Annotated in this window: 23 protein-coding genes; 17 read left to right on the forward strand and 6 right to left on the reverse strand. The window is 71.1% G+C overall.

Features of this window, described 5'->3' with window-relative positions; all coding sequences use genetic code 11:
• Positions 1–53: 53 nt before the first annotated feature.
• Positions 54–1,052 carry an ADP-ribosylglycohydrolase family protein gene (locus K8F61_RS02175; RefSeq protein ID WP_269456631.1) on the reverse strand — a complete coding sequence of 333 codons (999 nt, stop codon included), beginning with the start codon at positions 1,050–1,052 and terminating at the stop codon, positions 54–56.
• Positions 1,049–1,756 carry a GntR family transcriptional regulator gene (locus K8F61_RS02180; protein ID WP_231820544.1) on the reverse strand — a complete coding sequence of 236 codons (708 nt, stop codon included), beginning with the start codon at positions 1,754–1,756 and terminating at the stop codon, positions 1,049–1,051. The genes K8F61_RS02175 and K8F61_RS02180 overlap by 4 nt, the downstream gene beginning before the upstream one ends.
• A gap of 318 nt (positions 1,757–2,074) precedes the next feature.
• Here K8F61_RS02180 and K8F61_RS02185 point away from each other — a divergent pair, with 318 nt between their 5' ends.
• From K8F61_RS02185 to K8F61_RS02235, 11 genes are all read left to right on the forward strand, one after another.
• The gene (locus K8F61_RS02185; protein ID WP_231820545.1) at positions 2,075–3,358 is read left to right on the forward strand and encodes a SufS family cysteine desulfurase; all 1,284 of its coding nucleotides are present in this window, start codon (positions 2,075–2,077) and stop codon (positions 3,356–3,358) included.
• A complete protein-coding gene (gene sufU / locus K8F61_RS02190) occupies positions 3,355–3,798 on the forward strand; it encodes a Fe-S cluster assembly sulfur transfer protein SufU (RefSeq protein ID WP_067243446.1) in 444 nt (147 codons plus the stop codon). The genes K8F61_RS02185 and sufU overlap by 4 nt, the downstream gene beginning before the upstream one ends.
• Before the next feature lie 205 nt (positions 3,799–4,003).
• A complete protein-coding gene (locus tag K8F61_RS02195) occupies positions 4,004–5,371 on the forward strand; it encodes an MFS transporter (RefSeq protein ID WP_231820546.1) in 1,368 nt (455 codons plus the stop codon).
• Positions 5,368–6,621 (forward strand): alpha/beta fold hydrolase, encoded by a 1,254-nt coding sequence (locus tag K8F61_RS02200; RefSeq protein WP_231820547.1) that lies wholly within the window; start codon positions 5,368–5,370, stop codon positions 6,619–6,621. Before K8F61_RS02195 ends, K8F61_RS02200 begins: the two co-directional genes overlap by 4 nt.
• Complete coding sequence (locus K8F61_RS02205; protein ID WP_231820548.1) at positions 6,614–8,107, forward strand: aldehyde dehydrogenase; 1,494 nt, start codon at positions 6,614–6,616, stop codon at positions 8,105–8,107. Before K8F61_RS02200 ends, K8F61_RS02205 begins: the two co-directional genes overlap by 8 nt.
• 22 nt (positions 8,108–8,129) lie before the next feature.
• Positions 8,130–9,032 carry an NAD(P)-dependent oxidoreductase gene (locus K8F61_RS02210; RefSeq protein WP_231820549.1) on the forward strand — a complete coding sequence of 301 codons (903 nt, stop codon included), beginning with the start codon at positions 8,130–8,132 and terminating at the stop codon, positions 9,030–9,032.
• The gene (locus tag K8F61_RS02215) at positions 9,029–9,823 is read left to right on the forward strand and encodes an N-acyl homoserine lactonase family protein (protein WP_231820550.1); all 795 of its coding nucleotides are present in this window, start codon (positions 9,029–9,031) and stop codon (positions 9,821–9,823) included. Before K8F61_RS02210 ends, K8F61_RS02215 begins: the two co-directional genes overlap by 4 nt.
• 88 nt (positions 9,824–9,911) lie before the next feature.
• Positions 9,912–11,390: an FAD-dependent tricarballylate dehydrogenase TcuA gene (gene tcuA / locus K8F61_RS02220; RefSeq protein WP_219086789.1), complete on the forward strand. Its 1,479-nt coding sequence runs from the start codon at positions 9,912–9,914 to the stop codon at positions 11,388–11,390.
• A gap of 68 nt (positions 11,391–11,458) precedes the next feature.
• Positions 11,459–12,088: a GntR family transcriptional regulator gene (locus K8F61_RS02225; protein WP_231820551.1), complete on the forward strand. Its 630-nt coding sequence runs from the start codon at positions 11,459–11,461 to the stop codon at positions 12,086–12,088.
• Between the two features lie 145 nt (positions 12,089–12,233).
• Positions 12,234–13,826: a sodium-dependent transporter gene (locus tag K8F61_RS02230; protein WP_231820552.1), complete on the forward strand. Its 1,593-nt coding sequence runs from the start codon at positions 12,234–12,236 to the stop codon at positions 13,824–13,826.
• Positions 13,823–13,984, forward strand: a complete 162-nt coding sequence (locus K8F61_RS02235; protein WP_157517896.1) for a methionine/alanine import family NSS transporter small subunit — start codon at positions 13,823–13,825, stop codon at positions 13,982–13,984. Before K8F61_RS02230 ends, K8F61_RS02235 begins: the two co-directional genes overlap by 4 nt.
• Positions 13,985–14,038: 54 nt before the next feature.
• On the opposite strand, the gene K8F61_RS02240 is transcribed toward K8F61_RS02235, so the two are convergent.
• Positions 14,039–14,818 carry an alpha/beta fold hydrolase gene (locus K8F61_RS02240; protein WP_231820553.1) on the reverse strand — a complete coding sequence of 260 codons (780 nt, stop codon included), beginning with the start codon at positions 14,816–14,818 and terminating at the stop codon, positions 14,039–14,041.
• Between the two features lie 102 nt (positions 14,819–14,920).
• On the reverse strand, positions 14,921–15,562 hold the full coding sequence (locus K8F61_RS02245) for a TetR/AcrR family transcriptional regulator (protein ID WP_231820554.1): 642 nt from the start codon (positions 15,560–15,562) through the stop codon (positions 14,921–14,923).
• 161 nt (positions 15,563–15,723) lie between these two features.
• Here K8F61_RS02245 and K8F61_RS02250 point away from each other — a divergent pair, with 161 nt between their 5' ends.
• The 4 genes from K8F61_RS02250 to K8F61_RS02265 all read left to right on the forward strand — a co-directional run bounded on the left by K8F61_RS02250 (position 15,724) and on the right by K8F61_RS02265 (position 20,975).
• Positions 15,724–16,626: an IS982 family transposase gene (locus K8F61_RS02250; RefSeq protein ID WP_231820555.1), complete on the forward strand. Its 903-nt coding sequence runs from the start codon at positions 15,724–15,726 to the stop codon at positions 16,624–16,626.
• Between the two features lie 1,621 nt (positions 16,627–18,247).
• The gene (locus K8F61_RS02255; protein ID WP_231820556.1) at positions 18,248–19,453 is read left to right on the forward strand and encodes a sensor histidine kinase; all 1,206 of its coding nucleotides are present in this window, start codon (positions 18,248–18,250) and stop codon (positions 19,451–19,453) included.
• On the forward strand, positions 19,450–20,076 hold the full coding sequence (locus K8F61_RS02260) for a response regulator (RefSeq protein WP_231820557.1): 627 nt from the start codon (positions 19,450–19,452) through the stop codon (positions 20,074–20,076). The genes K8F61_RS02255 and K8F61_RS02260 overlap by 4 nt, the downstream gene beginning before the upstream one ends.
• Positions 20,077–20,228: 152 nt before the next feature.
• Complete coding sequence (locus tag K8F61_RS02265) at positions 20,229–20,975, forward strand: DUF4822 domain-containing protein (RefSeq protein WP_231820558.1); 747 nt, start codon at positions 20,229–20,231, stop codon at positions 20,973–20,975.
• A 51-nt stretch (positions 20,976–21,026) separates the two neighbouring features.
• Here K8F61_RS02265 and K8F61_RS02270 read toward each other — a convergent pair whose 3' ends face one another.
• The gene (locus tag K8F61_RS02270) at positions 21,027–21,290 is read right to left on the reverse strand and encodes a hypothetical protein (protein WP_231820559.1); all 264 of its coding nucleotides are present in this window, start codon (positions 21,288–21,290) and stop codon (positions 21,027–21,029) included.
• A gap of 219 nt (positions 21,291–21,509) precedes the next feature.
• Positions 21,510–21,731 carry a hypothetical protein gene (locus K8F61_RS02275; protein ID WP_231820560.1) on the reverse strand — a complete coding sequence of 74 codons (222 nt, stop codon included), beginning with the start codon at positions 21,729–21,731 and terminating at the stop codon, positions 21,510–21,512.
• Between the two features lie 233 nt (positions 21,732–21,964).
• On the opposite strand from K8F61_RS02275, the gene K8F61_RS02280 reads away from it, so the two are divergent.
• Both K8F61_RS02280 and K8F61_RS02285 read left to right on the forward strand, forming a co-directional pair.
• Entirely contained in the window at positions 21,965–22,474 is a 510-nt protein-coding gene (locus K8F61_RS02280) for a flavin reductase family protein (protein ID WP_067243461.1), read from the forward strand.
• Positions 22,475–22,532: 58 nt separating this feature from the next.
• The gene (locus K8F61_RS02285) at positions 22,533–22,955 is read left to right on the forward strand and encodes a hypothetical protein (protein ID WP_231820561.1); all 423 of its coding nucleotides are present in this window, start codon (positions 22,533–22,535) and stop codon (positions 22,953–22,955) included.
• Position 22,956: the final 1 nt, after the last annotated feature.

Genomic DNA, 22,956 nt, shown 5'->3' on the forward strand with positions numbered 1-22,956 from the left:
TGCTCCTTTGCATTCGGAAAGGTGGTGGGTGCGACGGGGTGGGGCGATCCGGGTCAGCGGGCGAGGTGCCGGTCGCGGAGGGCGAGGAGGGCATCGGCGGTGGTGTCGAACGCCGGCGCGGAGACCGCGGCGATCCGGGCGACCACGTCCCCGGGGGCCGGGTCGGCGTCCGAGGTCGCGCCGAGCAGCGCACCCGCGATCGCGGCGACCGTGTCGGTGTCCCCGCCGAGCGTCGCCGCCGTGCAGAGGGCGGTGAACGGATCCTCCTCGTGGCGGCGGGCGAGGACGATCGCGGCCACGACCGACTCCTGACTGCTCACCGAGGTGCCGATGACGTCGACGACGAAGTCGGCGGTAGCGGTCGCGTCGAGCCCTGCCGACTGGGCCAGCGCCCAGCGCGCCTTGGCGGGGACGGACGCCCCGGCGGCCCAGTGCCCGAGACGTTCGGCGCGGTCCGCGAGGCGCAGCCCGAACTCCAGGGCGTCGGGCAGCGCGGCGCCGTCGATGCCCGCGCTGACCGTCCCGGCGACGACCGCCGCGGCGGACAGCGCCAGCCCCGTGTTGTGGGTCGGGCGGCTCGCCGTGACCACGGCGTCCAGGAGTGCCTTCTCGTCCGATGCCGGGACCGCGATCCCGACCGGCGCGATCCGCATGGCCGCACCGTTCGTCGTTCCGTGGCGGCCGCTCTCCTCGGGCGAGACCCCGGCCGCCAGGGCGTCGAGCGCGGCCTTCGTGGAGGGACCGAGGAGGTCGAGCGACCCGCGGGCACGCATGTCGTCCTCCCATGCCTGCAGCGCCCTGGCCAGGGCGAGAGCGTCGATCCGCCCGTCGTCCGCGATCAGCAGGTCGGCGAGCAGGAACGCCTGCTCGGTGTCGTCGGTGATCGAGCCCGCGGGCATCCCGGGGGCGATCGGCTGGTCCGCCACGGCGTCGCGCAACCGGTCGATCGGACCGTAACGGAGCGCGATGTCGGTGCGGCTCATGCTCTGCGTGGGCATTCCGAGGGCGTCCCCCGCGGCCAGTCCGACGAGGGTGTTGCGGGCGCGGGTCATGCGGATTCTCCGAAGGTGATGTGCAGGCGGAAGTGGGCGGGGTCGAGGAACGAGACGACGTGCTCCACGACGTCGCCGGCGCGGGTGTACGAGGTGCGCATCGAGCGGAGGAACGGCGTCCCCTCGCCGCGGCGCAGCACCGCGGCATCCGCGGCGTCGAGGGGTTCGACGCCGACCTGCTGCTCGCCGTGCGCCGCCCGCAGGCCCGCGGCGGCGAGGGTGGCGGTCAGCGAGGCGTCGACCAGGCCCTGCGTGGGCAGCTCCCGCAGCGGCCCGCGAGCGGGCACAACGGCGTTCTCCACGGAGACGGGGGATCCGTCGGGGAGCCGTCGCAGTCGTCGGACCAGGATCGCGTCGGCCAGGTCGGCGGGGGCGGCGAGGGCGGCGAGCGTCGGGGGCGCGGCGTGCGCGATGGCCAGGATCTCGACGTCGAGCGGCGTGCCGCCCACGGCCAGCGCATGCGCCCACCCGCGCGGGGTGTCCAGCGCGACGCCGTCGAAGGTCACGAACGATCCGACGCCCATCTGGGTGCTCACGAGGCGCCGCCGGTGCAGCTCCCCGATGGCCTGTCGCACCGTTCCGCGGCTCACCTGGAGGTCCCTGGCCAACTCGGACTCCCCGGGGAGGCGCTGCCCGTCGGCGAGATCGCCGTCCCGGATCCGCTGCTCGATAAGCGAGGCGACGCGCTGGTACTTGGCGTTCATGCTCGACTCCCTACCTGTCTTCACCGACTGTACCTGTCCATACCTGTCCATGCCAGCTTTTCGTCTGATCCCACCGTCGCCCCGTTCCGGCACACCGTTCCGGCACATCGTTCCGGATCCGTCCTCCTCGTCGTCCAATGCCGCCGAGACCCCCTCCCGCCGCCGAGACCCCCTCGGAGATACGTGTTTGCGAGGGGGTTTCGGCGGGCAGAGGGGGTTTCGGCTGCAGGTGACGCTGCAGGAGGGGGTGTCCGGGGTGGCGCGTCACAACCCGGTGACGACGGCGCCGGAGGCGTCCGGCTGCCGTAGCGTGGAGGGGTGAGCACGACCGCAGCGCCCTTCGACGTCACGAGCGTCCGCGCCGACTTCCCGATCCTCTCCGAGAGCGTGAACGGGCAGCCGCTCGCGTACCTCGACTCGGCGGCCACGAGCCAGAAGCCGCGCGTGGTCCTCGACGCCGAACGGTCGTTCCTCGAGCGCGCGAACGCCGCCGTCCACCGCGGCGCCCACACCCTCGCCGCCGAGGCGACGGAGCTGTACGAGGACGCGCGGGCCACCGTGGCCGCCTTCGTCGGCGCCCGCCCCGACGAGCTCGTCTGGACCAGCGGCGCCACGGCGGGGCTCAACCTCGTCGCCTACGCCCTCGGCAACGCGGGCCTCGGGCGGGGGAGTGAAGCGAGCGCCGCGATCGCCGTGCGCGAGGGCGACGAGATCGTCGTCACCGAGGCCGAGCACCACGCGAACATCGTCCCGTGGCAGGAGCTGGCCGCACGCACCGGTGCGGTGCTGCGGGTGATCCGGATCCGTGACGACGGCTCCCTCGACCTGGACCACGCCGCGGAGGTCATCGGCGCGCGCACAAAGGTCGTGGCCTTCGCGCACGTCACCAACGTCCTCGGTATCGTCAACCCGGTGGCCGAGCTCGTCGCCCGCGCGCGCGATGTCGGGGCGCTGACGGTCCTGGACGCGTGCCAGTCCGCGCCGCACCTTCCCCTGGACCTGCCCGCGCTCGGCGTCGATCTCGCCGTGTTCTCGGGGCACAAGATGCAGGGACCGTATGGGATCGGTGCGCTGTACGGACGGGCGGAGGTCCTCGACGCCCTGCCGCCGTTCCTCACCGGCGGGTCCATGATCGAGAGCGTCTCGTTCGAGCAGACCCGCTACCTGCCGCCCCCGCAGCGTTTCGAAGCGGGCACCCAGCCGGTCTCGCAGGCCATCGCGCTCGCCGCGGCCGCGCGCTACCTCGACGGCATCGGCATGTCCGCGATCCACGCGCACGAGGCACGGCTGGAACGGCGGATGCACGAGGGGCTGAGCGGGATCGACGGGATCCGGCTGCTGGGCGATGCACCGGGCGCGGACCGGGTCGCGCTGTGGTCGTTCGTCGTGGACGGCGTGCACGCCCACGACGTCGGGCAGTTCCTCGACGCGCGCGGCGTCGCGGTACGGGTGGGGCACCACTGCGCGGAGCCGGTGCACCGCCGGCTGGGCGTCGCCGCCTCGGTGCGCGCCTCCGCGGCCCTGTACACCACGGAGGAGGACGTGGACCGCTTCCTCGACGCCGTCTCCGGGGTGCGCGCGTTCTTCGGGGTCGGCGCATGAGCGATCTCGAGGCGCTGTATCAGGAGCTCGTGCTCGATCACTCGAAGCGGCCGCAGGGCAAGGGCCTCGTCGGGGACGAGGGGGCCGAGGGGACCGCGGACTCGCATCAGCGCAACCCGATCTGCGGCGACGAGATCACGCTGCGGGTCCGCCTCGACGGCGAGCGCATCGCCGAGGTCTCCTGGGACGGCGCCGGATGCTCGATCTCGCAGGCGTCCGCCTCGATGCTCACGGACCTCGTCGTCGGGCGGACGACGGAGGAGGCCGCGGAGCTCGTCGACGGGTTCCGCGAGGCGCTGCGCTCCCGGGGCGCGATCGAGCTCGACGAGGAGGTCTACGGCGACGCGGCGGCATTGACCGGCGTCTCGCGTTACGTCGCCCGCGTCAAGTGCGCGATGCTCGCCTGGGTCGCGCTGGAGGACGCCGCCCGCCGCGCCTGATCCGCAGCCCGGCCGCCCGAGGGGCTCGCCCGAGGTGCTCCGCGCCGGGATGGCCGCGGCGCGTGCCTGCACGCGGGGCCGCGCCATCGGCGGTGCTTTGCCGTGCCCGTTGCGCGGGGCCCTGCACGGGCGTCTTGTGCTTCGGCATCCATATGTATACAGTGGCATTCCGTGCGGCGCCCGCCGCGGGAACGAGAGGCATTCGATGGCGAATGACAACGCGGTCGTCAGCACCGCGACAGGACAGGGATACTCCCGGCAGATGACCCGGAAGGTCATCCTCGCCTCGTTCGTCGGAACGGCGATCGAGTGGTACGACTTCTACCTCTACGGCACGGCCGCCGCGCTCGTGTTCAACCGTCTGTTCTTCCCCGACTTCGATCCGCTGGTCGGGACCCTTGCGGCGTTCGGCACGTTCGCCGCCGGCTTCCTCGCCCGCCCGATCGGCGGCGTGGTGTTCGGGCACTTCGGCGACCGGCTCGGGCGCAAGAAGATGCTCGTCTACTCGCTTCTCGGCATGGGCATCGCGACCTTCCTCGTGGGCCTGCTGCCCACGTACGCCGCGATCGGCGTCGCCGCACCGATCCTCCTGCTGCTGCTCCGCCTGGTGCAGGGCTTCGCGGTGGGCGGCGAGTGGGGCGGGGCCGTCCTGATGTCGGTGGAGCACGAGGAGAAGGGCAGGCGCGGCCTGGCGGGGAGCTGGACCCAGGCGGGGAGCCCCGCCGGCCTCGTGCTGTCGACCATCGTGTTCGCGCTCGTCACCCTGATGCCCGAGGAGGCGTTCCTCGACTGGGGATGGCGCATCCCGTTCCTGTTCAGCGCGGTGCTCGTCGCGGTCGGCCTGTTCATCCGGCTCAGCGTCATCGAGAGCCCCGAGTTCGCAGAGCTCGCCGCGACGTCCGAGCCGGCGAAGCTCCCGGCTCTCGAGGCGATCCGCAAGCACCCGGTCAACATCCTCCTCGCCATCGCGATGTGCCTGGCGCCGTTCGTCTGCTTCTACTTCTTCGCCACGTTCGTGCTGACGTGGGCGACCACGACGCTGGGGATGGAGCGGCAGAGCGTGCTGTGGATCGTCGCGGCCGCGGGCTTCATCGAGCTGTTCACGATCCCGCTCGCCGCCGCCCTGAGCGACCGGGTCGGACGAGGCAGGGTGTTCCTCTGGGGGACCGTCCTGTTCGCCGCCTACGCCTACCCGTTCTTCCTCGTCAACGACGCCCTGCCGAGCACGGGGATGCTCCTGGTGACGGTGATCATCGGCCTCGGGTTCATCCACCCGCTGATGTACGGTCCCATGGCGACGCTGTTCGCCGAGCTCTTCCCGCCGCGCGTGCGCTACTCCGGGGCGTCGCTGGGCTACTCGATCGGTGCGATCTTCGGCGGAGGCTTCGCGCCGCTCATCTTCACCGCCCTCCTCGGGCTGGGACTCGGCGCCATCGTCGCGATCCCGCCGTACATGATCCTCGTGTCGGTCCTGACCTTCGTCGCCGTCTACATCGGGACCCGCCCGGGGCGTCGCTACGAGGACGAGGGACTCGCCGAAACCGGTCGGAGCCGGCGGGTGTCCGGCCGATGAGCGGGGCAGGTCTGCGCGGTCTCGTCGCCCGGATCGGGCCGTGGATCGCCGCGGCGCAGCAGGATCCCGACCTGGGCGTCTTCCGACGCACCGCCGACCTCTGCGTCGAACTGAGCGATGGCGACGCCCGCGTGCGGGTGACCGTCACCGCGGAGACGGTGTGCGAAGGCGGCAGCGACCCGATCGTGCTCGTCGCACCGCCGGACGCGTGGTCGGAGCTGCTGTCGCGGGATCCGCGCCCGACCATGAACCACTTCCTGGCTCTGCGGATGCGGGTGGAAGGCACGCGGATCGAGGGCGACGAGCTCGTCTTCGCCCAGCACGCGCCCGTCGTGCGTCGGCTCCTCGAACTCGCTCGCGAGACCGTGGACGCACCGGTCGCCCGAGCCGCGGACCCCGTGCTCGACCGCTCCGGGATCGTCGGCGGCTACGCGACCGTGATGGTGGACGACGCACCCCTCGACCTCTACGTCGAGCGCGCGGGGGACGGTGCGGGCGCCCCGCTGCTCGTGCCGCACACGGCCGGCGCGGACAGCCGGCAGGCGCATCCGCTCATGTCGGACCCGCGGGTGACGGCGAGCCGCGAGATCGTCGCCTTCGACATGCCGGGGCACGGCCGGTCCTCGGCGCTGCCCGAGCCCATCGGCGCCTGGTCCCTGACGCCGGATCGGTACGCCGAGACGATCCTCGCCGTGATCGACGCGCTCGGTCTCGATCGCCCCATCCTCGTCGGCGCCTCGATGGCGGGGCAGGCGTGCCTGATGATGGCGCACCGGGTGCCGGACCGCCTCGGCGGGGTCATCGCCTGCGAGGCGTCGGACCACGTCCCCGGTCGCACCACGCCGTGGGCGGGGCACCTGCGAGTGAACGAGGCGACCTTCGTCCCCGAGTGGATCGACGGGCTGATCGCCCCGTCCGCGCCGGCGTCGCTGCGCGAGCTGATCCTCCGCACCTACGCGCAGGGCGGGCACCGCACCTTCGCGGGTGACATCGACTTCTACTCCGGAGGCTGGGACGGTCGTGACATCGTGGGGGACATCGACACCGCACGCTGCCCCGTCGTCATGATGACCGGCGAGTACGACTACTCCTGCACGCCGGCGATGTCGGAGGCCACGGCGGCGAAGATCCCCGGCGCCCGCTTCTGGACGATGCCCGGGCTCGGGCACTTCCCGATCTGCGAGCACCCGGAGGCCTTCGCCCCGCACCTGGACCGCGCCCTCGAAGAGATCGGAGACCCCCGTGGCTGACGCCCGGCTCACCCTGCCCGACACCCGCATGCTCATCGGCGGTCGGCGCATCCCTCTGGACCCGGAGCGCACCCTGCCCGTGCATGGCCCCCTCACCGGCGAGACGCTCGCGGTGGTCGCGGACGCATCGGCCGCGCAGACCGCGCAGGCCATCGGAGCCGCCGAGGAGGCTTTCCGGTCGTGGCGGAGGACGAGCGGCGCCGAACGCGCCCGGCTGCTCCACCGTCTCGCCGACCTCCTGGACCGGGACGCCGAAAGCCTCGCCCGGCTGGAGAGCGCCGACAACGGCAAGCTCCTTCGCGAGACCACCACCCAGGCGCGTTTCGCCGCCCGGAACTACCGCTTCTTCGCCGGGGCCGCGGACAAGATCTACGGGCACACGATCCCGCTCGACGCGTGGGAGACGTTCGACTACACCGTGCGGGAGCCGGTCGGCGTCGCCGTGCTCATCACGGCGTGGAACTCGCCGATGCAGCTCCTCGCGAACAAGCTCGCGCCCGCGCTCGCCGCCGGCTGCACCGTCGTCATCAAGCCGAGCGAGATCGCACCGTTGACCACGCTGGCTCTCGCCGACACGGTGGCCGAGGCCGGGTTCCCGGCCGGCGTGATCAACATCGTCACCGGCGGACGCGAGGCGGGCGTCGCCCTGACGACGGATCCGAGGGTCGGACGGATCAGCTTCACCGGATCGGTGCCGACGGGGCAGGCGATCGCCCGCGCGGCGGCGGACGTCCTCGTGCCGGTGACCCTCGAGCTGGGCGGGAAGAGTGCGAACATCGTCTTCGACGACGCGGACCTCGACCGCGCCGTCCCCGGCGCCGTCGCGGGCATCTTCGCCGCGGGCGGGCAGACCTGCATCGCGGGGAGCCGTCTGCTCGTGCAGGAGAGGATCGCCGAGGAGGTCGTCGCGCGGGTGGCCGAGGTCGCCCGCGGGATCCGGCTCGGCGACCCGTCGGACGAGGCCACGCAGATGGGGCCGGTGGCCTCGGTGCTCCAGCGGGAGCGGATCCTCGCGATGATCGGCGAGGCGAAGGCGGACGGCGCCCGTCTGGTCACGGGTGGCGGGACCCCCTCGGACGAGTCCCTCGCGGCAGGGGCGTTCGTCGAGCCGACGATCTTCGCGGACGTGTCGACCGAGTCTCGCCTGGCCCAGCAGGAGGTGTTCGGGCCCGTTCTCGCGGTCACCGCGTTCCGGGACGAGGAGGAGGCGATCGCTCTCGCCAACGGCACGGACTTCGGGCTCGCCGCCGGGATCTGGACGACCGACGTCTCCCGCGCCCACCGCGTCGCCCGGGAGCTGGTGGCGGGGACGGTGTGGGTCAACACCTACCGCTACTCGGCGGCGCAGGCGCCGTTCGGCGGCGTCAAGCGCTCTGGCTACGGGCGCGAACGCGGCCTGGAGGCGCTGGACGAGTACCTGCGGACGAAGAACGTGCTGCTCGACCTCTCGGACGACATCCGCGACCCCTTCGCCATCAAGGCCTGAGCACCGACGGAAAGGAACGCGCATGACGGATCGCATCGGACTGGTCGGCCTCGGCCAGATGGGACTGCCGATCGCCGGGAGGATCTCCGGCGCTTTCGACCTCGTCGCCTACGATCTCTCCGCGCAACGGCGCGCGCTCGCCGCGGATCTGCCGCGGACGACCGTGACGGAGGACCTCGCGGACGTCGCCGACGCGCGACGGATCGTCCTGTCGCTGCCGACCCCGGCGATCTCCCGGCAGGTGCTCGGCGACCTCGTTCCGCGGCTGGCCGCCGGCACCGTCGTCGTGGAGACGAGCACCGTGCTCCCGGACGATGTCCGCGATGCCCGGCGGATCCTGGAACCGGCGGGTGTCGGCATCGTCGACGCCGCCGTGCTGTCCGGCGTGGCGCAGATGGCCCAGGGGGCTGCGACGCTGCTGGTCGGCGGCGAGGACGAGGACGTCTCCCGGACCGAGGATCTTCTGGCCGTGATCGGCGGAGGGGGCGTGCTGCGGTTGGGCGCCCTCGGCTCCGGGATGGCGGCCAAGGTCGTCAACAACGGCGTCGCCCACGCCGTCATGGTCGTGCTGGTCGAGGCGTTCGCGATGGCGCGCGCCGAGGGCGTGGCGCTGGAGGACGTGGCCGCGATGCTCCGGCGGGAGGACGGCGGGCTCCAGCGTCCGCTCAACCACCGGATCATGCAGCGCGTCGCGGGCGGCGACTTCGAGGGCGGGATGCCGCTGGACGCAGCGCGCAAGGACTCCACCCTCGCCCTGGCCATGGCTCAGCGCAGCGGCATCCCGCTGTTCGCGACGCAGGCGGCGCAGACCGTGTACGACCTCGCCGTGTCGGCCGGGCTGGGCAGGGAGGACTACTCCGCGATCGCGCAGCTCTGGGAGGAGTGGTCGGGGAGGGATCTCCGGTTCGGGGACGGCGGACGATGACCGCCCCCGACGGCGTCTACGCGCTCCGCTACGCCTTCCGCACGGAGTCCTTCAAAGGAGAGCACTTCCACGGCTACTCCGCGGACTGCCACGACCGCTGGCCCATCGACTACTACGCCTGGGTGATCGTGCGCGAGGGGCGGCCGTGGGTGTTCGACACCGGCTTCACGCGGGAGGAGGCGTCCCTGCGCGGGGCGCGCACCTACCTCGGATCACCGATCGAGCTGCTGGCAGGACTGGGTTTCGCGCCCGAGGAGGTGCCCGTCGTCGTGCTCTCCCATCTGCACTACGACCACACCGGACACATCGCCGACTACCCGCGGGCCCGCGTGGTGCTGCAGCGCCGCGAGTGGGAGTTCTGGACGGGGCCGCTGTCCGAGCGCGGCGTCTACGCGCACTTCCGGCCCGAGGCGGACCTCGCGCTGCTGCGGAGGCTCGTGGACGACGGGCGCGTGGACCTCGTGGACGGCGACACGGACATCGGCCCGGGGATGACCGCGCATCTCGTCGGAGGGCACACCGCGGGCACCCAGGTGATGCGGGTCGCGACGGAGGACGGGCCGATCGTCCTGGCCTCCGACGCCTCGCACTTCTACGCGAACGTCGAGGAGGACCGGCCGTACGGAGCGGTCCACCACCTGGACGAGATGTACACGGCGTTCGATGCGCTGCGGATGCTCGCGGGCCCGGACGGCGTCGTCGTCCCGGGTCACGACCCGCGGGTCCGGGACCGCCACGAGACGCTCGCGGACGACCGGATCGTGCGGCTGCGGGTGCGGCCGGGACGCTGAGGCGTCATCCTGCGGGTGCGCGGGATCCGACTATCGCATACATATGTATACAATTAGCGCATGCACTGTGCTCTCGAGGGGGAATGACATGACCACACCCACCTATGACGTCGTCGTCGTCGGCGGCGGCAACGCCGGCTTCGCCGCGGCCCATGCGGCCGCCGAGCGAGGGCGCTCCGTCCTCCTGCTCGAACGGGGCCTGCCGGACATGGCCGGAGGCAACAGCTTTTACACCGCGGGGGCGACGAGGATCAGCCACGGCGGGCTCGACGATCTGCGCGACATCGTGGTGGCCGACGAGCGGCACGCCGTGACCGAGGTGCCGGCCTACACGCCCGAGGAGTACCTGGCCGACCTCGTCAAGGTCACGGACGGGCGCACGGATCTCGCCATGGCGGACGTGCTCGTCCACGAGTCCGCAGACGCCGTCCGGTGGCTCAGCGCGCTCGGGCTCCGGTATCGGCTGATGTACGAGCGTCAGGCGTACGACCGGCCGGACGGCACCTATCTGTTCTGGGGCGGTCTGCACATCGGCAACGTGGGCGGCGGAGAAGGCCTCATGGCGGACCACACCGCCGTGGCCGAGCGACTGGGAACGACCGTCCGCTACGGTGCCAGGGCGCGCTCCCTCGTGGTCGAGGACGGACGGGTCGTCGGAGTGCGGTTCACCGACGAGGCCGAGGGTGCGGCGGTCGCGCACGAGGTCCGCGCGGAGAGCGTGATCCTCGCCGCCGGGGGCTTCGAGTCCTCTCCGCAGTGGCGCGAGGAGCACCTCGGGGCCGGATGGGCCCACGCGAAGGTGCGGGGAACGCCGTACAACGTCGGCGACATGCTCCGCGCCGCCCGGGAGATCGGCGCGGCCCGCGGCGGGGACTGGTCCTCCTGCCATTCGGTGCAGTGGGACGCCGAGGCCGAGCACAACGAGTCGAACCGCGAGCTCACGAACCGCCTCACGCGGCAGAGCTACCCGCTGGGGATCATCGTGAATCGCGACGGCGCGCGATTCCTGGACGAGGGCGCGGACTTCCGCAACTACACCTATGCCAAGTACGGGCGCGAGATCCTCGCCCAGCCCGGATCGATCGCGTGGCAGGTGTTCGACGCCTCCCTGCGTCCGATGCTGCGGACCGAGGAGTACGACATGCCGGGGATCGGCGTGCACGTGGCCGACTCGATCGAGGAGCTGGCCGAGCGCGCCGGGATCGACGCCGCGGGCCTCGCGCGCACCGTGGCCGCCTTCAACGCCGCGATCGACCGCGACGTGCCGTTCGACCCGACCATCAAGGACGGGCGGCGGGCGGAGGTCGTGCCGCCCAAGTCGAACTGGGCGTCGCCGATCGAGACGGGTCCGTTCTACGCCTACCCCGTCACGTGCGGCATCACCTTCACCTTCGGCGGGCTCCGCGGCGACCTCGACGGGCGCGTGCTCCGTGAGGACGGTTCGCCGATCGACGGGCTGTTCGCGTGCGGTGAGATGCTCGGCGGGCTGTTCGCGGGGAACTACCCGGGCGGGTCCGGCCTGGCGGCGGGAATGGTCTTCGGGCGCCGCGCCGGCGCGGCCGCCTGAGCCGGACCGGGTGCGGCCACGGGCCGCACCCGGTCGTCGGGTACATTCGACTCACGGGAGGTGCACCGATGGCGACGAGTGTGTACGAGCGGATCCGGGATGCGATCGTCGAGGGGCGGATCGCGCCCGGTGCGCCTCTGAGCGAGAACGGGCTCGCCAAGGACTTCGGCACGTCGCGGACCCCGGTCCGGGAGGCGCTGCACCGTCTGGAGATCGAGGCGCTCGTCGAGCGGCTCCCGCGCGGCGTGCAGGTGCGGGAGACCTCCCCGGAGGAGATCATCGACATCTACGACGTCCGGATCACGCTCGAGGGCGCGGCTGCCCGCGCCGCGGCCGAGCGCGCCACGGAGTTCGATCAGCGCCGGCTCCGAGCCGCCCAGGAGGCGATGCGGGCGGCGGGCGCCGACCCGCGCGCCCGGGCCCGGGCCAACCGGCAGTTCCACGAGGCGGTGTGGTCGGCCAGCCATTCGCCCACCCTCGTTGACCTCCTCCACCGCCTGAACGTGCACCTCGTGCGGTACCCCACGACGACGCTGGAGGGCGATGACCGCTGGGCGGCAGCGCTCGACGAGCACGAGGCGATGCTGGACGCGATCGAGGCGCGCGACGCGGCGCGGGCACGGGAGATCGCGGAGGCGCACATGACCGCCGCCCGCGAGGTGCGGATGCGGATGTACGCGCAGGCCCCGGCCCGCTGATCGCGGCCGTTCGCCGCCTCGCCGGTCGTCGGGCTGACACGGCGGACGATTGTCGTTACCCTCGCGGGAGGCCCTTTCGGGCGCGGTGCGCGGCGGATCCTGCCACCGCGTCGCGACGACACGACCGACGAAGGAGCACAGGGACGTGACTCAGACGAAGTCCGCAGAGGCCGGGGCCGCCCCTCGACGCGCGGAATGGACCGGCCAGGTCGGGTTCATCCTGTCCGCGGTCGGATCGGCGGTGGGACTCGGGAACATCTGGCGCTTCCCCGGGGTCGCCTACGAGAACGGCGGGGGAGCGTTCCTGATCCCGTATGTCGTCGCACTGCTGACGGCGGGCATCCCGATCCTCTTCCTCGACTACGCGATCGGGCACCGGTTCCGGGGCTCGGCGCCGCTGGCGCTGCGGCGCCTCGCCGGTCGGCTGGGCGAGGGCATCGGGTGGTTCCAGGTGATGATCTGCGTCTTCATCGCGATCTACTACACCGCCGTCCTGGCGTGGGCGGTCAGCTACTTCGTCTTCTCCTTCGACCTGCGCTGGGGAGCGGACGCGGCGGGGTTCTTCTCGGGCGAGTATCTGCAGGTCGCCGAGGCGCCGTTCACCCTCGACTTCGTGCCGTCCGTGCTCATCCCGCTGGTGCTCATGTGGGTCGTCGCGCTCGCGATCCTCGGCGCGGGTGTGGTGCGAGGCGTGCAGCTGCTCAACGTCGTGGCGGTGCCGCTGCTGGTCGTCGGCTTCCTCATCCTCGTCATCAGGGCGCTGTTCCTCCCGGGCGCGCTCGACGGGCTGAACGCCCTGTTCACGCCCGACTTCGCCGCCCTCGCGAACCCCGGCGTGTGGGTCGCCGCGTACGGTCAGGTGTTCTTCTCGCTCTCCGTCGCGTTCGGCATCATGATCACCTATGCGTCGTACCGGCGCCGGAAGTCGAACCTGACCACGCCGGGCCTCGTCGTGGCGTTCGGCAACTCGTCGTTCGAGGTGCTGGCCGGGATCGGCGTGTTCGCGACGCTCGGGTTCTTCGCCTCGCAGCAGGGGGTGGCCGTGGGGGAGCTGGAGGGACTCACGGGCGTCGGCCTGGCGTTCGTGACCTTCCCGGCCATCGTCGCGCAGATGCCCGGCGGCCCCTTCTTCGGCATCCTCTTCTTCGGGGCGCTGACTCTCGCGGGGCTCACCTCGCTCATCTCGGTGATGGAGGTCATCCTGGCCGGTGTGATGGACAAGTTCGGCCTGAGCCGCGCCAAGGCCGTGTATGGCCTCGGCGGCGTCATCGCGATCGTGTCCGTCATCCTGTTCGGGACGACTTCCGGACTCACCGCCCTGGACACGATCGACAACTGGGCGAACAACATCGGCATCGTCGGGTCCGCGGTCGCCATGACCGTCACGGTCCTGTGGATCCGTCGCGCAGGCACGCAGCTCAGCGGCCACCTGAGCGCCCTGTCGACCTTCCGGGTCGGGCGGGTCTGGCTCTTCCTCGTCTCCGTGCTCGGCCCGATCGTGCTCGGCTACATGCTGATCGCGACGATCGTGAACCTCATCGCCGAGCCCTACAGCGGCTATGCGCCCGGCTACCTGCTCGTCGTCGGCTGGGGATCCGTCGTCATCATGATCGTCGCGTCGATCGCGTTGACCCTCAGTCCGTGGCGCCAGGATCCCGACCGGTTCACGCTGTGGCCACCGGTCCCTGCGGACCGTGCCTCGGTCGTTCGGACCGTGACCGAAGGAGACCGCTCATGACCGGCATCGCCGTCCTCTTCCTCGCCGTCGCCGTGGTCATCATCTGGGGCGGTCTGGTCACCGGGACCGTGATGCTCGCGCGGCGTCCCGAGATCGAGCGCTATCCCGACGGGGGAGACGCGGTGGAGGCGGAGGACCACCGGGGGCCGGCCGTCTGAGCCCTGCGGGTTCTGCTCAGCTCCGTGCGGCCGCGTCCTGCGCGACCCGTGCGGTCAGGGACGGTCGAGCTCGTCGAGGAAGACGCGCATCTCCGCGAGGAAGGCGTCGTGCGCCTCGAGCTGGGCCCAGTGGCCGCAGCCGGGCGGGATGACGGCCCGGGCGTGCGGCATCCGCGCGGCCGCACGGAGCGAGTCCTGCGGGTCGACGAGCGGGTCCTCCGCACCGTGGAAGAACAGCGTGGGCAGGGTCAGCTCGTGGATGCGCCCGCTCAGGTCGTTCGTCATCCGATCGCGTCCGATCGAGGCCTGGTTGTACCGGGTGTAGCCCAGGGCTCCACGCGGGTGGCGTGCCAGCCGGACGAACTCGTCCACGACCTCGGGCGGGAGCGCGTCCGGCTCGGTGACCATCGCCCGCACCGCGGATCGCGCGAAGAGGTTCGCCAGACGGCCGAGCCGGAGCAGGATCGCGTCGGGCAGTCGACTTGCCCACCAGGCGAACGCGTGGGCGACGCGCCCACGGAACCGGGAGGCGAGACCGCCCGGGGCGATCGCGACGACGGCGCGCACGCCCGCGGAGTGGTCGAGCCCGAGAGTCAGCACGACGTCACCGCCCATGGACACCCCGACCACGACAGGCGGACGACGGCACGTCGCCGCGACGACCTCGGCGACGACCTCGGCGAGCGACGACGCGCCGCCGACGGGGGTGCGGTCGATGCTGCCGCCGAAGCCGGGGAGGTCGACGGCCCAGACCTCGCGATCCGCCGCGAGCGGCGCCATCGCGCGGTACCAGGAGACGGACGCGGCGTCGCTGCCGCCTCCGTGGACGAGCACGACGGGGGTCCGCGGTCCGGGTTCCCCCGCGTGCAGCAGGCGCAGCGTTCCCGCGGGTGTCCACGGAGCGGACGTCGGCGCCCGGCGGCACGAGCCCGGCTGTCATGCGCCCAGCTCCGCCGCCAGGCCATCGACGAAACGGGCCAGACACCGCGTTCCGGGCGTGGTGTCGGCCACGTCGGCGTCCACGGCGCGGTGCAACAGCTCCGCCATCCCGTGCACGAGGCGGGCCGGGTCCGGATGCGGAGCGGAGAGGGCCACTCCCATGTTCCACACGGCGAGCGTGGCGGCGAGCGTCTCGGGATCGACGTCGCCCGCGATCATCCGCTCCTCCTGCAGGGCCCGGATGAAGTCCGCGCCGAGCACGGCGCGGCGGCGGAACCTTTCCGGATCGCCCTCGCCGACGAGGCGCGCGAGCAGGCCCGGCTCGTCGCGATAGGCGTGGAGGACCACGGCGTTGTCGTGCATGGCGGTGACGGCATGTACGAAGACCCGGGACAGCAGGCCCCCGCGGGGATCGGCCTCGGCGAGCCGCGCGGTGCGGCGCGCCGTGCGGACGATCTCCCTGCGAAGCAGTGCGACCAGCAGGGCGTCCTTGTCGTCGAACCGGAGGTACAGAACCCCCTTGGCCGCCCCCGCGCGCTTCGCCACGGCGTCCATCCGGACCCCCGCGAACCCGCGCTCCGCGACGAGGTCCGCCGCGGCGTCCAGGATGACCGACGTCTCGACTCCGGGTCTCGCCACGGCGCCTCCTTAATGACCAGAATAATGATTCTGGTCATTAACGTTAGCAGCGGATCCGTTCCGAGGGGCGTTCACCTCCGCGCCACGGGAGAGTCATCCGGGGCGCCTAGATGAGTGAGTCCGATTGGCTCGTGCGGTGTGGAGGCTGTTAAGCCCAATATGTGAAAACCGACCTCAACACCCTCCTTGTCACACTCTATGTCCATCTCGATGACCGGATCCTGCCCGCGATCGGGTTCAGCCGGGATCATCGTCCGGGGCGTAAGCCCGCACTCAACGATGTCGAGCTGCTGTGCCTGCTCGTCGCGCAGCACCTGCTCGGCATCGCGTCGGATCGCAAGTGGATCCGCCATGCTCGGAAGCATCTGATGGGCATGTTCCCGAACCTGCCCGGCCAGTCCGGGTGGGGCAAACGCGTCCGCCAGTCCACCGGGCTGCTGTCCGCGGTGATCACCGAACTCGCCCGGGACAACCCCTCGTGGAACGAGGTCACCCGCCTGGTGGACTCCACCCCGCTGCCATGCGCGGCATCCCGGGAGACGGTGAAACGCTCCGACCTGGCAGGGCACGCCAGCTGCGGGTACTGCGCTTCTCATTCCCGGTTCTTCTGGGGATTCCGCCGCTACCTGCTGTGCACTCCCGATGGAATGCCGGTGATCTGGAGACTCGCGAACCCGAAGATCGGGGAACGAGAGGTCACGGAAACACTCCTGCGCCACGACCGGCATCTCATCGCTCCCGGGCAGGTAATCGTCGGTGACAAACGCTTCGCCGGGAAAGAGCTCGAGACGTTCATCACCGACGACCTCGGCGCACACCTTGTCCGCCCCGACCGCAAGGACGAGAACCCAAGGTTCGGGAAGCTCAGCGGCATCCGGCAATGGGTCGAGTCCGTCTTCGACACCCTCAAAGGGCAACTCACCCTCGAAGAGCACGGCGGCAGGACCACCGCCGGGGTCCACTCCCGCGTCGCCGCACGCCTCCTCGCCCTCGCCGCCGGCATCTGGCACAACTGGCTCACCGACGCACCCGCCAAACGATCCCTCACCGCCTACGACCACTGAGAACGAACGGACACACTCATCTAGGGGGTCCAGATGTATACGACACCCTCGACATCTTCAGTTGCAGTGTAATTATGGAATGTACTGACGGACAGCCATGCCACTACGTTTGCAATACTCACGCTAAACTCTCCGGCCTTACCACAAGACGTCCCCCAGTCCTTTGGTGACGCATACACGAGAAGACAGGGTTCGCCGGACTCGTTCTTGCCTACGAAGTACTCGTGGGACTGTGTGTCCTTTCCAACCTTTCTGATCGTCTCCTCGACAATGTCGGTTCCATTGACTCCCGCAGGTGCGACGTCTTCAGCGCTGGGAGAGCGTTCGAGCAATTCCGTTAGTGGGTCCGAACTAACCGTAGAGCATCCAGATATTAGGAGCGCAGCGATGATCGCCGGAATCGCCGTTAGGCGCGCGTTTCTCCTAGGAGTAGTAGTTGCATAGGGCATTAAGCGAACTCCAGTTTCCGGGGGTCCAGGGCGTCCACCAGCAAAGCGAGAAGTAGTTCGAGACAGGCGAATGGACCATATCGGCGGCTTGCCCCGATGTCGTCGTAGTCTGCTTGATTGCTCCATATATGTTCTCAGTGCGAATATTGTAGTAATGCCCGACGGTGTTGAAATTCGCATACCCACCTGAAATTGAAGGTTTTGTCCCCGAACTTGCCTTGACATTGGGGTCTAGCGTACCCATCTTGTAGGTGTACGTCGCGGCGGAAGCCTGTTCGGCGGACTGTGGGGGTGGCGACACTGAGAACGAGACTGCGAAGCCCAGAATGGCAAGGGCGACGGAAATTCGGGCGGAACCACGCAATCTATTCACCCTCCTCGCCCTAGTTGTGTGAGATTTCTGCCACTGTATGACTTGTGCGGTTGGGTGTCTGTCCCCCGTTCGGGGGACAGGTTGCGTGAGTCCACTTGCTGTTAACTCTCGCGGCTCATGCGACAGCGGGATTTCGCGCCCAACCTGGTTCGTGGAGGAAACGGTCAGCGTGGCCTCAATTGAGGATGAACTGGCCGCCCGGAACGTGCCCGGGATTCAAAGAAGACATAGGGTTGGTAGCCGTGGTTCGCGACATGCTCTCGGAGACTGGCGAGACGGGGCATGTCAGCGCGAACTGCGGATCGTGATGTCCCGTCATAGAGGAAGTCGAAGGCCATCTCGAGTTCCCACTTCTGGACCAGCGCGGGATTCAACGACCTCCACGGCGCCGGAGGCTGCGGCGGTCTCACATCTGTGACATCCCGCCGCTAGGAGAGCGAGCGGCGCTCAGTTGGCGCGCGTATGGTGCGCGGCGGAAGTCCTGAGGTGGCGGCGTTCTTCACGAACCTCGAGGCGCTGGAACCTTCCGATCCCAATGTTGGAGCGGATGATGGAGTGCATGGGCTAGCGTCGGCAAGGCTGGGCCTCCGGAGATAGATCCAGGCGCTGCGCGACTTTTGTTTCCAGAGGGGCGATACGGCGTCACGGGCTCAACGTGATAGAGGATAGACGACGGACGGCCGCCTGAGGCAGGTTCCGGGCCAGGTTTGGGGGCCCTGGCGCCCGCAGGGCTGACGACCGGCGGTCCGGGCCGCCGCCTCCCGTCGTCCGGGCTCCGGCGCCGGATACTGGAGGGGACATGAGCACCGACTCCCTCCGCGTTCCGGCGCGACGCCTTCCGATCCCCGACCATGCCGTCGACATCGGCTTCGCCGTCCTGCTGCTCGTGTGCGGGTGGCGATACTTCACCCGCCACCCGCTGGACGGCCTGGGCGTCGTGGTGCTCGTGCTCGCCGTGGGCGTCGGCCTGGCCTACGCGCTCGCGGTGATCGGGCGGCCTCCGGGCAGAGGGCGAGAGTCGGCGAACGGATCGGATCCGGTCGGCTCGCGACAGGGGATCGGTCTGCTCGTCGCGACGGCGTTCTGGCTCCCGCTCGTGGTGCTCGCGCCGTCCTTCGGCTGGTGCGGCTTCGCGCTGTTCTTCGCCGTGCACCGCGTCATCCGGGGGCGTCTGGCGTTCGCGCTGTCCGCGGCGATCGTCGTGGCCGTGAGCGTCGGGCTGTTCCTCATGTCCCGCGGGGACGACTGGGGGCTGGTGCTCGGTCCTTTCGTCGGCGGGCTCGTCCTCGCCTCCGCGTTCGCGGCGCTGGACCGGGCGCATGACGCGCAGCAACGGCTCATCGACGATCTCATCGACACCCGGGAGCAGCTCGCGCGCTCGGAGCGGGACGCGGGCGCGGCAGCGGAGCGCGGTCGCGTCGCCAGCGAGCTGCATGACACGGTCGTGCAGCGCACCGCGAGCGCGCTCCTGCTCCTGGAATCCGCCGAGCTGCGCCCCGGCGGCTCGGCGCCCGCGATCCAGGAGGCGCGCGAGGCGCTCCGGGAGGCGCTGGTCGAGACCCGCCAGCTCCTGCACGGTCTGGCGGATCCCCGGGACGGCGCGGCGTCCCTGAGCTCCCTGCTGCGGGCCCAGGCGCAGGCGGAGGGGGCGGGGTTCTCGGTCGTGGGACGGGAACGGGCGGTCCCGGAGACGGTCGCCCATGCGCTGCAGCGCGTCGTGCAGGAGGCGCTGCTCAACGCCCGCAAGCACGCGCAGGCGGCGACGACGCGGGTCACGCTGACCTATTTCGACCGCGAGGTGGGCGTCGACGTCGTGGACGACGGCATCGGCCTGGAGGCGACGAGGAGCGACGAGCCGACGGGGGGTTTCGGGATCCGTGCGATGACCTGGCGGATCGAGACCCTCGGCGGCGAGCTCACCGTCGAGTCGGAGCCGGGCCAGGGCACGGTGGTCGCCGCGATCGTTCCCGACGCGTCGTCGAGTGCGACGGAGGCGACGCCGTGATCCGGATCCTGCTGCTGGACGATCACCCGGTGCTCCGCCACGGCGTGCGAGCCGTGCTCGACACGCAGCCCGACCTCGAGGTCGTGGCCGAGGCCGGATCCGCGGCGGAGGCCGAGGCCGCGGCGGCCAGCCACGATCTCGACGTCGCGCTGGTCGACCTCGATCTCGGCGCCGGGCGGCCGGACGGCATCGAGGCGACCCGCGCCATCCGGCGGGCGAGCCCCCGCACGGAGGTGCTCGTCTTCACCGCCTACGACTCCGATGCCGACATCGTGCGGGCCCTCGACGCCGGGGCGGCCGGATACCTGGTGAAGGACAGCAGACCCGCGGAGCTCTTCCAGGCGATCCGCTCCGCCGCCTCCGGGGGCACACCGCTGACCGGACCGATCGGGGCTCGGCTGATGCGACGCGTCGAGCGTCCGGACGAGACGCTCACCCCGCGCGAGCTCGACGTGCTCACACGGGCGGCGGCGGGGCTCTCCAACCGCGACCTCGCTCGCGAGCTCCATGTCAGCGAGGCGACGGTGAAGACCCATCTGCACCACGCCTTCACCAAGCTCGGCGCCGACAACCGCCAGGCCGCGATCGCCGCGGCCGTCAAGCGGGGCATCATCCGGCTCTGAGCGGTCCGGCTCTGAGCGGGATGCCCAGGTTCCTGACAGGCGGGTTCAACCGATCGGTTGATGTCCGGCCTCCCTCGCGTTCCTAGCGTGGAACGTGTCCGCTCCGGCGACCCGAGCCGGGGCGGACACCCCACATCAGGAACGAGGAGAAGATGAACATTCGCACCGCCCCGCGCCGGGGAACCAGGATCGTCGCGACGACGCTGGCCGCCGCCGCCCTCTGCCTCGCCCCGGCCGCCGGGGCCTTCGCCGTCGAGCCGGTCGCGCCGGTCTCCGCGGTCACGGCGACGACGCAGAGCCCGTCGGACGTGCTCGCCTCGACGCCGTGGGAGACCACGGGGGCGGTAGATCAGGACGGGAACGCGGTGGCGTTGTCGGATGAGGCCGTGGCGAACTTCGTGGGTTGGGCGTACTACAAGACGGACGGCACGTTCACGATGTACAACCTCGACGATTCGCCGAAGATGCAGGGCGACTGGTCGGTGTCGGCGGACGGGTCGGAGCGGACGCTGGTCGCGAAGGACGCGGACGGGAAGGTGCTGTTCGAGCGTGGGGTGCCGATCGTGACGCTGACGGCGGGGGAGTTCACGTACCGGGTGATCCCGGATGCGGCGAACCCGGGGGTGTACTACGACATCGTGCACACCCCGACCGACCACCCCGAGCCCGGCGCGACCGCTCCCGGTGACGGCGACGCCGCCGCGACGGATGACGGCGCTCCCGCGCCCGGCACGGAGGCCGCCGACCCCGAGGGCGGCGCCGTGGAGGACGGGGATCAGCTCGCCGTGACGGGAGAGGCGGCACCCGTCGTCGCCGTCGCCGCCGGGGCCGTGGCGCTGCTCGGCGGAGGCGCGGTGCTTCTGACACGCGTCCTGCGCCGGGGACGCGCCACGAACTGACCTCGCGCGAGAGGCCCTGCGGACGCACGACGCCCGCGGGGCCTCTGCGTGTCAGCCGACGGGCTTGCCTCGGACCGCCGACCACACCTCGTCGAGGGCGACGTTGGCGGTGAGGGTCCAGCCGAGCTCTTCCATCCGCTGCCAGATGCTGTCCCGGTTGATGTCCGTGCGGTTCCCCTTGGGGTAGGCGATCCAGACGGCGCGGGCCTCCCGAAGCCGCGGCAGCGCCACGTCGAGTCGGCTGTCCAGCGTGGCTCGGTCCGGGGCGAAGAGCACCGCCACGTCGGCGGGGACGCCGAAGCCGTCGGTGAGCACGACGGCATCAGGCAGGGGGGAGGAGGAGGCTCTGCTCCTCCTCGCCCGCGCTCATCACGAACAGCGTGTTCCCCGGCTTGATGAGCAGCTTCTCGGCGGTGGTCTTGGTCATCGTCGTCACTCTCTTCGGCTCTGCTTCTGCTTCTGCGGCTTCTGCGGCTTCTGCGGCGCTGCGGCTCTGGGGCCTCCGGCTTCGGCGGTCGTGAGCCCGGCCGGCGGTCAGCGGTCGGCGTTCCGCGGATGCGCGCGGGCCGTGCGTTCGTTGCCGCGCCGGTAGTTCCCCGTGATCCGCGCCATGAGCAGCTGAGGATCGCCGTCGGCGACGTCCGCCAGGAAGTCCTCCGCGCGCCGTCCGCGGAGCACGGCCGCCCGCTTCCCGTGGTGGGTGATCACCACGTCGGCGCCGTGCCTGTCGAAGGAGAACCCGTTCGCCGTGCCCATGGGACGACGCTACCGCGACCGTCGCGGAGACGCGATGCGGGCGACGCCGTTCGTGAGGTCGGCGTTCGCGAGGTCGGCGCGTCCTCGGCGTAAGCCGAAGACACACGACTCGCTCCGGTGGGGCGTTTCGGGAAGGATTCGACGGGAGGATCGGTTGATCCCCGTGGGATGAGCGGCCGGGGTGGCGGCGCCGGAAGGACGGCGTCGGCTGCGGTCGCGGAGGAGTGAGCAGGATGACAGGACCCGGCACGGATCTCACCGAGGACTTCAAGGCGGTGTTCCGGCACCTCGCCTCCGGCGTGTCTCTCGTCTCCGCCACCACCGCGGAGGGGCCGGTCGGCCTCACCCTTTCCAGCGTCGCCTCGGTGAGCGCGGACCCGGCCGTCCTCGTCTTCTCCGTCACCAAGGCGACCGGGAGCGCGGGCGGGATCCTCGCGGCTCCCAGCATGGTGGTCCACTTCCTGCGCGTGGGCCAGGAGGGGATCGCCGATGCGTTCGCCCGCACGGGACAACCGCGTTTCACTCCGGAGCAGGGCTGGCAGACTCTTCCGACCGGGGAGCCGTATCTTCCGGACACCCGCGGCGCGCTGCGCTGCACGATCCGGCAGACCGTGTCGGTCGGGCCGTCCGCTCTCGTGCTCGCGGACGTGCACGAGGTCCTTCCCGGCGGCGAGGGCGAGCCGCTGCTGTACCACGATCGCCACTACGACCGGCTCGCCCCGGCGCACATCGACGCCTCCTGATCTCGGCCCGAGGCGGACGGGGCTTGTCCGGACGCCCGGAGTGGGCGAGGGTGGATCCATGATGGTGACCGTCTCCCTTCCGCTTGCTCTCGGCCTCCCGGTCGGACGCGTCGTGGCGTTCGAGGCGGAGGGGGCGGGCGGCCCGCGGATCCTGCGTGACGTCGTGACCGGGATCCGCTACGTGCTCCCCGCCGGGGTGCTCCCTGACGCCGATACGGTGCCGGGCCAGGCCCGTGTCGACAGCTGCACGGTGATCGCCGGGGAAGTCGGGATCGCCGGGGAGGTCGGGATCGCCGGGGAGACGAGCGTGCGGACCGAGCTGGTCCTGGATCCGGTGCCGGTCCCGGACGCCTCGCGGCGGACGGGAACGGCGGCGGCGTTGTCCGGCGCCGAGCAGGCGGCGGCGTCGGCGACCGGTGAGGCCGTCTGGTGGGGCGGCGGGGAGAGGACGCCCAAGGAGGAACCCGAGCGGTTCTGGTGAC

The organism is Microbacterium resistens, assembly GCF_021172025.1.
Lineage (GTDB): Bacteria > Actinomycetota > Actinomycetes > Actinomycetales > Microbacteriaceae > Microbacterium > Microbacterium resistens.